This window comes from Chryseobacterium sp. HNCC26DJ238, from assembly GCF_057180465.1.
In genome coordinates this window covers 1-11,361 of record NZ_JBXUGI010000013.1, presented here as the reverse complement: position 1 = coordinate 11,361, position 11,361 = coordinate 1, and the positions used below count along the sequence as shown (strand labels likewise).

Below are 11,361 nucleotides of genomic sequence, written 5' to 3'. Positions count from 1 at the left end.
ATTTTTAATGAAAAAAGCTCTTTTACTTATTTTAATGATACCTTTTGTACCATTCAAATCGCAGTGGATCGAAAAAGCACCGGAATATCCTGAGGAATTTGTCAATCCATTGATCGGAACCCTTTCAAAACCATCGCTCTCCAACGGAAATACCTATCCTGCTGTGGCTGTCCCCCACGGAATGAATCTCTGGACGCCCCAAACCGGAAAAAACGGAAATGGATGGCAGTACACGTACGATGCAGATAAAATCCGAGGAATAAAACAGACCCACCAGCCCTCGCCGTGGATGAATGATTACGGGATGTTTTCCATTATGCCCGTTACAGGAAAAATGCGCTTCAGCGAAGAGGAAAGAGCAAGCTGGTTCTCTCATAAATCTGAAGTTTCTAAACCTTACTATTACCGTGTATATCTGGCTGACCACAATGTAACTGCAGAGCTCACTCCCACAGAAAGAGCTGCACAGATGCGTCTTACCTATCCTGACTCTGAAGAATCATGGTTTGTAGTAGATGCGTTTGATAAGGGATCTGGCATCACGATTATTCCCTCAGAAAATAAAATTGTGGGTTACTCCACAAAATATTCCCGGGGAAAACTGGTCGGTTTTAAAAATTATTTTGTCATATACGCTGATAAACCTTTTACGAAATATACTGCATGGAAAGACAAAGATTTTGTGAAAGATGCACTGGATATTAACGGAGATCACTGCGGTGCGGTGGTCGGCTTTAGCACAAAAAAAGGGGAAAAAGTAAACCTGAGAATTGCCTCTTCATTCATCAGCCCTGAGCAGGCAGAATTAAACTTACAAAGGGAATTGGCACAGGATTCATTCGATATCACACTAGCCAAAGCAAAAACAGCATGGAATGAAAAATTAAGAAGAGTTGAAGTTGCGGGCGGAACAGTTGACCAGATGAGGACTTTTTATTCTTCACTGTACAGAATGCTTTGCTTTCCGCACAAAATGTACGAAATCAGCAGGTCCGGAGAAATTGTGCACTACAGTCCATATTCCGGAAAGACAGAACCGGGTTACCGGTTTGCAGGAACAGGTTTCTGGGATACGTTCAGGGCGCTCTACCCTTTTCTGAATTTTGTTTATCCTGATATTAATATTGAAATGCAGAAAGGACTGATCAGTGATTACAGAGAAGGCGGATGGCTGCCGGAATGGTCGAGCCCTTCTTATTCTGATATTATGATTGGCAACAATTCTGCATCTGTAGTCGCCGATGCCTACATCAAAGGCTTGCGGGGATATGACATTGAAACACTGTATCAGGCGTTGCTCCATGGGGCAAATAATGAAGGTCTGCAGGCAACCGGAAGACTGGGCATCGAATATTACAAGAAACTGGGCTATGTTCCTTATGATGTTAAAATCAATGAAAATGCGGCACGAACCTTAGAATATGCGTACGATGATTTTACTATTGCCCAGTTGGGAAAAGCTTTGGGAAAACCCGAATCTGAATGGAAAGAATACTACAGACGCTCACAGAATTTTCACAAAATCATTGATCCGGAAACCAGAATGGCACGCGGAAGAAATCAGGATGGAAGTTTTCAGATACCCTTCAATCCCTTTAAATGGGGTGATGCCTTCACAGAAGGAAATTCGTGGCATTACACCTGGTCAGTTTTTCAGGATATTAACGGGCTTGCAAAACTGATGGGCGGAAAAAAAGAGTTTTCAAAAAAACTGGATCAGGTATTTGAAATGCCTCCTGTTTTTGATGATTCTTATTACGGTTCTACCATTCACGAAATTCAGGAAATGGTCAATGCCGATATGGGTCAGTATGCCCACGGAAATCAGCCCGCCCAGCATATTATCTATCTGTACAATTATTCGGGGGAACCATGGAAAACACAATACTGGGTCCGGGAAACAATGAACCGTCTTTACCAGCCTACTCCTGATGGGTACTGCGGTGATGAAGATAACGGACAGACTTCTGCATGGTATGTTTTCTCCGCACTTGGCTTTTATCCCGTAACTCCGGCGACGGATCAGTATGTCTTCGGTGCTCCTCTGTTTAGGAAAGCAGTCCTTCATCTCAAAAACGGAAAGTCAATTGAAATTAATGCAGACAAAAACAGTGAACAGAACCGCTATGTCAATTCTGTGCGATTGAACGGAAAAAAATATTCTAAGAACTGGCTCAGCCACCAGGAACTGATGAAGGGAGCAACGTTGAAATTTGATATGAGTTCCCAACCAAACAAAGCGAGGGGAGCAGATGAAAAAGATTTTCCCTACTCTTATTCAACCGACAAAAAATAAAGCTGAGAGTTCAATTTCAGCGAGAAAATATTAAACATCAACGTATCAGGCAGAATTGATTCTTTCCTAAGCTGATTTCATTTTTTCAGACAAAAAATATTTAAATAGAATTGATCCCTGCTCAACAACTGCAGGGATTTTTTTCATTTAACAGCGATTATTGAAAAATATAGGATCCCGTCAGCGGATCAATATATACTGTAGAAAGATTGGCATTATCTACTCTTCTTCCTGACTTACCGGAATCAATTGCTGCACCGATAAGAGCTCCTACAAACCCACCTGTCATTCCGCCAATCATAGCTCCATTTCCACTTTGAGGCGGAAATAATTCCGTCCTTGATGAGATCACATAAAACCCCTTGTCATCCTTCATCACTTCAAGAAAGCCGATTGGAGTGATTCTGTACATTTTTCCTTCGTCAACATAACCGAATAATTCGTTGGAAACCAGAAGATCTTCCCTGTTTTTTATACCCGTCACTGTTCCATTTTTGTTTTTAGATACATGATATTCATACTCCGGTTTCTGAAGGGAAAAAGACCTGAAATCTTTATATACACCATTGACAAGTTCCGGTGTTTTAATAAACGCAAAATTCTTCGTTACTACTGCCTCATAATTGTTCAGTTCAGTTTCCGGAATGAGTGTACTCAAAGCAATATGAGCATAAGAATCATTAATCAATGTTGAAAAAATTACTGAAATGGCTGATGCAACTTCTCTAGGAATATTAGGAGTCGTTTTAGCATTAAAATCAAGCGTGCTGTTATATCGGTTAATAAAATAATACCTGCCGTTCCGATTAATAAAACTGCTGATTTTTATTCTTGCTTTCGCTAAACCTGTATTTTGAAAATTACTGATTTTGATCTCTTCCAGCAGTACTGTGATATCATTATTCCCTTTGGTTTTATTATCATCTGCAAACCAGGTTTCAACATAGTTTTTTAAATCGTTATCGGCAAATTTAATCTGCACAGCCTCTCCTTTATAAGTTAATGTTCCCAAAGACTTATCAGTTCTGGCATCAACTAAAGTCAATGATTTTGTCTTTAAAGATTTATCTTTAATATTTTGTTTTAAATGAATGATTTCGATTTTCTGAGCAGTCAGTGAAACAGAAAGGAAGATAAAAAGAAGAATTTTTTTCATATAATTTTTCTCAAAAATAAGAAGTAATTTAAGTTGTAGAGACCCAGGAATGTTACCTACTGTTTAACAAAGAAGTCATTCATTTCCAGAATCAGCTGAAATTAAAGCAGATAAAAAATCTCTCATTTTATTTTATTTAGATTTTCCAAAATTTTCCGGCAAAATATAATTTCCTGTTAAAGGATCAAGTGAAACTTCTGTTCCAGCCATTCCTCTTCTTTTGTTGGCTGCATTTTTTTCGATTGCCATGATCGCCAGATTTCCTACTATACTTCCCACTGCACCCGCCAGACCACCCCCGACTATAATTCCAGCAGAACTGGGTTCAGGAAAGAGTTCCTCTTTTTTAACTTCAATAAAAAGTCCAGTCTCGTCCCTGAAAATTTCAACATATCCCACAGGAATTACTTTATAAGGGATTCCGTTATACACAAACGCATAGAAGTTTCTGATCGGCATTTTCTCCTCTCCTTTTACTGCTTTTGTGACGATCCCTTTATTGTTGGTCTGAATAATAAAGTCTGGCTCCGGTACATGAGTGAAAAAACTGTATGCATCTTTATAGACTCCTTCTTTCAGCGTTTCGGTTTTTAAAATATCAAGTTTATCTTTCAGCAGAGATGGATAATCGGCAAGTTCGCCTTCTGAGAGGCTAAACGCCCAAGGCGATTTCTTATAAGAATTTTTAAACAAATCTGCAGCAATCAGTGTAATTTTCTTAGCTAAACTCTGCGCCATATAGGGAGTTTCGCGGGATGAAACTGTGGTTACCGTATCTTGCCTGTAAAGAAAATGATAACCATCTTCTTTTTTGATGAAAGTACTGGCTCGAAATTCAAGTTTTCCGATTTGGAATTTCTCTTTTTTCTCTTCTGAAATACTGATTTTTTCTAATAAAAGTACAAGCTTTTCGCCACTACTCATTTTATTGTACTTCGTAAACCAATCTCTGAAACTGTCTGCGGCATTATTCTCAAACACAATACTGACCTGATCCTTATGAAACTGTACTGCTCCGATTTCCTGAGACGCTCTCTGGTCAATCACTGAAAAATTACTGTATGAATTTTTACTGTCCTTAATGGATTTCGAAAGATTAACCGTCTCTGTTTTCTGAGCAGTAATAAAGACTGAAACTAAAAGAAAAAATACTATTTTTTTCATGATGAAATTTTCACAAAAATAAAGATTAGTGCCGTATAAATAACATATTTACCGATAATTCCAAATTAAACGACCCTTACAATAAATTGCAAGGGTCGTCCAACATTAAAAAAATAAACTATTATGGGTTTTGCCGGGCGCCTGAGCCCTTATTATTCCCATTGTGAGGTTTCCTTTCATTCATTTTATCTCTCATCATTCCCTCTGATTGAAACAACTTCAAAACTTTCTGGCACGGAATGACGGTCTGCATCTTTTCCGCATATTTTTTTCTGTTATCTAATAACTTCTGTCCTACTTCAAAACTCTGCTGCAATTTTACCTTTGCTTCATCTTCTGACAAAGTTTCCGGATTAAAATTAGAATCGAACTGACTTTTGATTTTCTTCTGATTATCCAGGTATTCATTATACATAGCTGTAAACTCACTTTTATCTTTGGGGTCTACATCAAGATTATCCAAAACCATGTTATTTCTAAACTGAGTAAGCAATATTTTTCTTTCTTCAGGAGAAAGATTATTTATAACTTCTTTTCTTTGTTTAGGGTCCATTTTTTTCCAATCATAATCCGTTTTTTGGGCATTAAGTCCAAAACCATAAATAACAAGAAGTGTAAATAATATTTTCTTCATCTCTTTTTAATTATATAAATCCAGGTAAACATCCTGTGTCGAGTTATTGGCTAACTCTGCAATTTCTGAATTTGAAAATGAATCCAGATATTCTGACATCTGAGCTTCAGTTTTCTTTGAAACCTGTTTTACGGCCTTTGCCTTTATCTCTGTACTTTGCGGAACATATGCTACCGTTTTTACCTGATGACTGATATGCTGACTGTTATTTGTTTGATTATTATTTTCCACAGATGTTAAATCTGATTTCAAAGTTTCATAGGCTATTTCACTCTCCTTAACGGGTGCAGCATGATTTGCATATACTCCTGATACTTCCTGATCTTCAGAAGGATCTGAAGCAGAATTATACAGAAACGCAGACCCGAAAATCAATGCCAGCGAAGCTGCTGCTGCATATCCCCAGTTCAGTTTAAAAACAGGAGCTTTTTTATCCGCTATTATTTCTTTTAATACATTATCCTGTATATTTTCAAACATCCTTACAGGGATTTTGTAGATATTTTTACGTTCTAATTTTTCCAGATCAAAACTATTCATACCGCTTAACACCTTTTCCTGAATATTTTCGAACATATTTTCAGGAATTTTGTAAATATTTTTGCGTTCTAATTTTTCCAGATCAAAACCATCCATATCACTCAACACCTTTTGCTGAATATCTTCAAACATATTCTCAGGAACTTTGTAAATATTTTTCCGTTCTAATTTTTCCAGATCAAAATCTTTCATGTCGTTGTAGGTCAAAAATTATCTTTCGTAATTTTCTTTGATAAATTCTTCTATTTTCTGCTTGGCATAGTGATAATTTGTTTTCAGAGTTCCTACGGACATATCTACAATTTTAGATATTTCTTCGTAAGGTAAATCATCATAATACCGCATCATAAACACCAGTTTCTGCTTTTCAGGCAGGCTTTGTATGGCTCTCTGCAAAAAGATCTGTATTTCTTCCGCATCACTGTCTGTATTGTCAGCAACAAGATTCTGCATATAATATTCAGGATCCTCATCTGTTTTCTGCATCCTCTTCAGTTTATTGATCTGCTGCAGAGCTTCATTGGTAGCTATTCTGTACAGCCATGTATATAACTGACTGTCATTCTTGAACTGATGAAAATTCTGATATGCTTTGATAAAAGTCTCCTGCAAAGTGTCCTGAGCAAGATCCCCGTCAACAATAATTCTTCTGATGTGCCAATACAATCTACTCTGATAAGCATCCATCATGACGCGAACTCCTTTCTCCTGGGTTCGTGGGTTTTGCATAAGTGCAATAATCTCTGCGTCTTTAATCTTCATAAGATGCTTTCATTGTTTTGGATTACAAAAGTATTTAAAAGTTAAATTACTTATTCAATTTTGAGTCCAAATGTTTAATAATTCAGTTTTTGGATTGGCTTTTGGCACACAAACATAACTCTGATGTATATTATTGAAATGTATTTAAACAGAATAGGAATTTTCATTTTGCTGCTTAGCAGAAGATCCTTTGTGTAATTAGCGTCAGTAAATATCAATTCTGAATTTAAATATACTTCTAGATTGATATATAGACTTTCCTTTTCAAAAATATTATCTTTGTTTTATGCAAATTGTAATTATAGGTTCCGGAAATGTAGCGTATCATCTCGCAACAGCTTTTATTCAGAATAATATTTCTTTGACTCAGATATTTGGGAGAAATAAAGAAAATTTGGAGAAAATATCTGAAGAATTAAACATTCCTTTTTCCACTGATCAGCTTGAAGATGCAGATCTATATATACTCTGTGTCAGCGATCAGTCAGTGCAGGATGTTTCACGTCTGATTCCTGAAAGGGACTGCATAGTTGCCCATACTTCCGGTTCCCTACCCAAAGAAATTCTGATGGGAAATTACAGAAAATCAAGCTTTTATCCTTTACAGACTTTTTCAAAATCCAAAAAACTGGATTATTCTCAAATCCCGTTCTTCATTGAAGCAGAAAATGAAGCAGATCAGAAATTACTCTATGATCTGGCTGCCCAGATTTCAGACAATGTGATGGAGAGTACTTATGAGAAAAGAAAATATATTCATCTGACCGCTGTTTTTGCCTGTAATTTTGTGAATCACCTTTTTTCAAAGGCAAAAGAGATCTCGGATGACCAAGAAATTCCATTTGAATACTTTTTACCGCTAATTGATGAAACGGTTAAGAAAATTCATGAGATTGATCCTAAATCAGCACAAACAGGACCGGCGGTAAGAAATGATACCAGAATTCTTGAATTACATGAAAAGCTTTTAAAAGATGAAAGTCTTGAAATTTATAAAACAATGAACCATTCTATTAAAAAAATGTATGAGTTATAAGGAGAAATTAAAAGATATCAAAGCCTTTGTATTTGATGTAGACGGGGTTTTCACAGACGGAAGTGTTTATCTGATGCCGGGTGGAAATATGAGCAGAGTAATGAATGTGCTGGATGGTTATGCAGTGGTCAAAGCTTTGAAAAACAATTATTTAATCGGAGTAATTACAGGTGGAAATGATGAAATGGTCAGACACCGAATCAATTATCTTGGAATTGAGGATTACTACGCAAAGTCCCACGATAAAATGGTGGACTATGAAGATTTTAAAAAGAAATACAATCTTAAAAACGAAGATATCCTGACGATGGGTGATGACTTACCGGATCTTCACATGATGCAACATTCAGCGATTTCAACCTGTCCTGAAAATGCGGTTCCTGAAATAAAAGATATTGCAGACTATATTTCAGAAAAGCAGGGTGGGAGCGGAGCCGTACGCGATGTGATCGAACAGGTCATGAAGGTTCAGGGAAAATGGCATGATGACAATACCCAATCTGTTTAACACATAACAATGAAAATACTTTTAGCCTCCCAATCTCCGCGCAGAAAAGAATTGCTCAGCAGCTTAGGTTTTGATTTTGAAGTCGTAAAAATTGACTGTGAAGAAATCTTACCGGAAAATATTGAAATTGAAAAGGCTGCTGCATATTTATCTGAACTGAAAGCCAGTGCTTTCCGGGAATTATTAACTGATGAAGTTTTGCTTACAGCAGATACCGTTGTTGCCATTGAAAACCAAATCCTGGGCAAACCAAAAGATGAAAATAATGCAAAAAAGATGCTGCGGACACTTTCGGGTAAAACACATCAGGTTTACACCGGAATCACGTTCAAAAACCTGAATAAAACCATTACAGAAACCGATGTTGCTGATGTTGAATTTGATGAAATTTCAGAAGAGGAAATCGATTTTTATGTAAAAAACTATAAGCCTTTCGACAAAGCAGGAAGTTATGGCATCCAGGAATGGCTCGGAATGTCAAAAATAAAAAAAATGAACGGCAGTTTTTACACCATTATGGGGTTACCTACCCATTTGGTTTACAAAATTTTAAGAGAAATATAAATAATTTACCGCTAAAATTTTATTATTTTTACAGAATCATGAAACTGCTTTGATAATAAAAAGCAGATTAGCGAGTTATATAAAATAATGAAAAAGAAAATTATATTCCTTTTAATGGCGATCCTCGTTGTTTCCTGTGGCACCAAAGTGAAGAAACCGGAAGCCCGATCAAAGTTTTTAAAAGGATTTACAACATATTACAATACACTTTTTAATGCAAAAGACGCATTGAACAGTGAATTTACAGACAGAGACAAAGCTCATAAAGATAATTTTTATGCGCCACACATCCCGATTTTAACGTATGAAGAACAGCCAATCGGGAGTGATCTCGGCCAGTCTTCAGCGTTTGCGGAAAATTCAATGAAAATGGCAGAGGTCAACAGACAGCCTGCGTCTAATGGAAGAAGCGCACCGGGAATGCTTCCGAATATTCCCGGGAAAATACCGGGAATGCCTCAGGATCCTAACCAACAGGAAACCAAAGGAGCAACCTCACTGGAAATTGCAGAGGCAAAAGCATTAAAAGCGATTGGAAAATATTCGGTGATCAGAAAGGGTGAAGAGCAGAATAAAGCCATTTTCGATGCTTACATCATTCTTATACAGTCCCGTATTTATCAGGGGAAATCACGTCAGGCACTAGATGCACTCAACTACGTTTACACCCACATGAAGGAAGATAAAAGGCTTCCTTTAGCAAAAGTTTATGAAGGTTTGGCCTACGCTCAGCTTAAGGACTATTATAAATCTGATCAGATTTTCAACAAGCTGAAAAGTGACGGAATCAGTAAAAACTATGAAAAGCTTTTAAGTATTTATCATTCAGAATCTCTTCTGGATGCAGGAAAAAAAGAGGAGGCGGTAAAAGAATTAGACCGTGCTTTTGAACTTAACGGTGACAGAAAGCTCAAAAGCAGAATCGCATTTCTAAGAGGTCAGGTTTTATCAGAATTAGGAAGAAATGAACCGGCCCGTGAAAGCTTCGCAGCAGCTTATAAATATGCCAATGATTTTGAGTTTGAAGTGAAATCCCAGATAGAAATTGCAAAAACATTCAACGGAAACGGTGACTATGCCGGTGCAAGAAAATATCTGGAAGACATCAGTAAAAAAGGAACCTACGGTTCAAGAAAAAACGAATTTTACTATGCTCTGGGTTTGATGGCCAACAAAGCGGGAAAACCTGATGAAGGTCAGGAGTTTTTCAGAAAATCTCTTTTAGAGAAGGTTTCAGATCCGCAGGTGCGTGGTTTGACCTATTATGAGATAGGGAGAAGATACTTAGATAAAAATGATTATATAGGAGTAGGTGCTTATTACGACTCTGCATTGGCGGTGATGACCTATGAACCTTCCAAGGTTCTTTTAAAAGATCAGTCTCAGAATATCAAGAAAATTTCTAAAAACTATTACCTGATCAGAAAAAATGACAGTATTCTTGCTATTGCAAGGATGTCTGAACCTCAGAAAACTGATTATTTTGCAAAGCATATAGAAAAACTTAAAGCTAAAGAAGCCAAAGAGGAACTGGAAAGACGCCGTGAAGAAAGAAGCAAAGGATTCGATACCGGTGATTACAATGCCAATTCACTTTTTGCCAACAGTTCAAATTCTTTTGAAGATTTCGGAACTGTAACGAAAGGATTTTATTATGGAAATACCGGAACTGTAAGCAAAGGGACGTCTACCTTTAAACAGGTCTGGGGAGACAGAGCACTTGTAGATAACTGGCGTTACTCTAAAAAAATGGCATCGATTGAAGATATGAAGAACGAAGCTTTGGGTGTGGGAACTGCACCCAATCCAAGACGTTTTGAACCAGCTTATTATATTGAACAGATTCCGAATGATGCAGGAAAGTTATCACAGCTGAAAAAAGACAGGGATACAGCCTCTTTAGGTCTGGGGATAATGTATCAGAATTATTTTACGAATACTCCTTTAGCCACAAAGACCCTGTATGATCTCGTGGATGTAAAACCGGAAGAAAAAGTGATGCTGCAGGCATTATATGAAATATTTGCAATGAATCATGCAAAAAACCCTCAGGCTTCTGCAAGGGCAAAACAAATCCTACTGACGGACTATCCTTACAGTTCATATGCAGAGTTTGCCAGAAACCCAAAAAATAATACTTTTGTAAAGTCATCTCCCGAGATGGAAAATAATTATAAAACGGCGTATGCTTTATTTGAATCTGAGAAATTTACAGAAAGTCAGAATTTACTGGATCAGTCTATCAAAAAAAATCCAAAAGATGCGCTGGTTCCGAAACTTTATCTTCTCAACGCTTTCAATGCAGGAAAATCGAGTGGGAAAGAGGTAATGATTTTACAGTTGGAACAGATTGTTCTCAATTACGGAAAAACGCCTGAAGGTGAAAAAGCAAAGGAAATGCTTAATTACATGAAAAGTGAAATTGCATTTCAGTCAACGGATAACAAAGGAAATATTGTTTCGCAAAGCCCTACAAATGCTCCTCAGAATCCAGCTAATTTTGGACAGCCAATGCAAAATAATATGCAGCAACAGTCACAGAATATCACAGCTCCAGGAAATCAGAATAATCCGATGATGAACAGTTCTCAGCCGGTCAATAATGCCATTCAGAGCGGTATTCCGAAAAAACCGGGGATGAATAACAATACTCAGCAGATACAACCGACAACATCAGTTCCGGCACAAAAGCAATAAACAG

Annotated in this window: 10 protein-coding genes; 5 read left to right on the top strand and 5 right to left on the bottom strand. The window is 37.2% G+C overall.

Features of this window, described 5'->3' with window-relative positions:
• Nucleotides 1-7: 7 nt before the first annotated feature.
• A complete protein-coding gene (locus tag AC2A07_RS13000) occupies nucleotides 8-2,296 on the top strand; it encodes a GH92 family glycosyl hydrolase (RefSeq protein ID WP_484050774.1) in 2,289 nt (762 codons plus the stop codon).
• A 157-nt stretch (nucleotides 2,297-2,453) separates the two neighbouring features.
• Here the strand turns inward: AC2A07_RS13000 and AC2A07_RS12995 are convergent, their stop codons facing one another.
• The 5 genes from AC2A07_RS12995 to AC2A07_RS12975 form a co-directional block, all read right to left on the bottom strand.
• Entirely contained in the window at nucleotides 2,454-3,452 is a 999-nt protein-coding gene (locus tag AC2A07_RS12995) for a hypothetical protein (protein ID WP_484050773.1), read from the bottom strand.
• Between the two features lie 132 nt (nucleotides 3,453-3,584).
• Nucleotides 3,585-4,616, bottom strand: a complete 1,032-nt coding sequence (locus tag AC2A07_RS12990) for a hypothetical protein (RefSeq protein WP_484050772.1) — start codon at nucleotides 4,614-4,616, stop codon at nucleotides 3,585-3,587.
• Nucleotides 4,617-4,737: 121 nt separating this feature from the next.
• Nucleotides 4,738-5,250, bottom strand: coding sequence for a hypothetical protein (locus AC2A07_RS12985; RefSeq protein ID WP_314494520.1), 513 nt, complete (start codon nucleotides 5,248-5,250; stop codon nucleotides 4,738-4,740).
• A 6-nt stretch (nucleotides 5,251-5,256) separates the two neighbouring features.
• Nucleotides 5,257-5,997, bottom strand: coding sequence for a hypothetical protein (locus tag AC2A07_RS12980; RefSeq protein ID WP_484050771.1), 741 nt, complete (start codon nucleotides 5,995-5,997; stop codon nucleotides 5,257-5,259).
• Between the two features lie 3 nt (nucleotides 5,998-6,000).
• A complete protein-coding gene (locus tag AC2A07_RS12975; RefSeq protein ID WP_484050770.1) occupies nucleotides 6,001-6,552 on the bottom strand; it encodes an RNA polymerase sigma factor in 552 nt (183 codons plus the stop codon).
• A gap of 286 nt (nucleotides 6,553-6,838) precedes the next feature.
• Between AC2A07_RS12975 and AC2A07_RS12970 the strand changes: the two genes are divergently transcribed.
• The 4 genes from AC2A07_RS12970 to porW all read left to right on the top strand — a co-directional run bounded on the left by AC2A07_RS12970 (nucleotide 6,839) and on the right by porW (nucleotide 11,357).
• Nucleotides 6,839-7,588, top strand: coding sequence for a Rossmann-like and DUF2520 domain-containing protein (locus AC2A07_RS12970; RefSeq protein ID WP_484050769.1), 750 nt, complete (start codon nucleotides 6,839-6,841; stop codon nucleotides 7,586-7,588).
• Nucleotides 7,578-8,096, top strand: coding sequence for a KdsC family phosphatase (locus AC2A07_RS12965; protein ID WP_314494514.1), 519 nt, complete (start codon nucleotides 7,578-7,580; stop codon nucleotides 8,094-8,096). Before AC2A07_RS12970 ends, AC2A07_RS12965 begins: the two co-directional genes overlap by 11 nt.
• A 9-nt stretch (nucleotides 8,097-8,105) precedes the next feature.
• On the top strand, nucleotides 8,106-8,660 hold the full coding sequence (locus AC2A07_RS12960) for a Maf family protein (protein WP_484050768.1): 555 nt from the start codon (nucleotides 8,106-8,108) through the stop codon (nucleotides 8,658-8,660).
• Nucleotides 8,661-8,747: 87 nt separating this feature from the next.
• Nucleotides 8,748-11,357, top strand: a complete 2,610-nt coding sequence (gene porW / locus AC2A07_RS12955) for a type IX secretion system periplasmic lipoprotein PorW/SprE (RefSeq protein ID WP_484050767.1) — start codon at nucleotides 8,748-8,750, stop codon at nucleotides 11,355-11,357.
• Nucleotides 11,358-11,361: the final 4 nt, after the last annotated feature.

Coding starts and splice junctions, on each gene's coding strand:
- AC2A07_RS13000 (WP_484050774.1), top strand. CDS start 8: ATGAAAAAAGCTCTTTTACTTATTTTAATGATACCTTTTGTACCATTC.
- AC2A07_RS12995 (WP_484050773.1), bottom strand. CDS start 3,452: ATGAAAAAAATTCTTCTTTTTATCTTCCTTTCTGTTTCACTGACTGCT.
- AC2A07_RS12990 (WP_484050772.1), bottom strand. CDS start 4,616: ATGAAAAAAATAGTATTTTTTCTTTTAGTTTCAGTCTTTATTACTGCT.
- AC2A07_RS12985 (WP_314494520.1), bottom strand. CDS start 5,250: ATGAAGAAAATATTATTTACACTTCTTGTTATTTATGGTTTTGGACTT.
- AC2A07_RS12975 (WP_484050770.1), bottom strand. CDS start 6,552: ATGAAGATTAAAGACGCAGAGATTATTGCACTTATGCAAAACCCACGA.
- AC2A07_RS12970 (WP_484050769.1), top strand. CDS start 6,839: ATGCAAATTGTAATTATAGGTTCCGGAAATGTAGCGTATCATCTCGCA.
- AC2A07_RS12965 (WP_314494514.1), top strand. CDS start 7,578: ATGAGTTATAAGGAGAAATTAAAAGATATCAAAGCCTTTGTATTTGAT.
- AC2A07_RS12960 (WP_484050768.1), top strand. CDS start 8,106: ATGAAAATACTTTTAGCCTCCCAATCTCCGCGCAGAAAAGAATTGCTC.
- porW (WP_484050767.1), top strand. CDS start 8,748: ATGAAAAAGAAAATTATATTCCTTTTAATGGCGATCCTCGTTGTTTCC.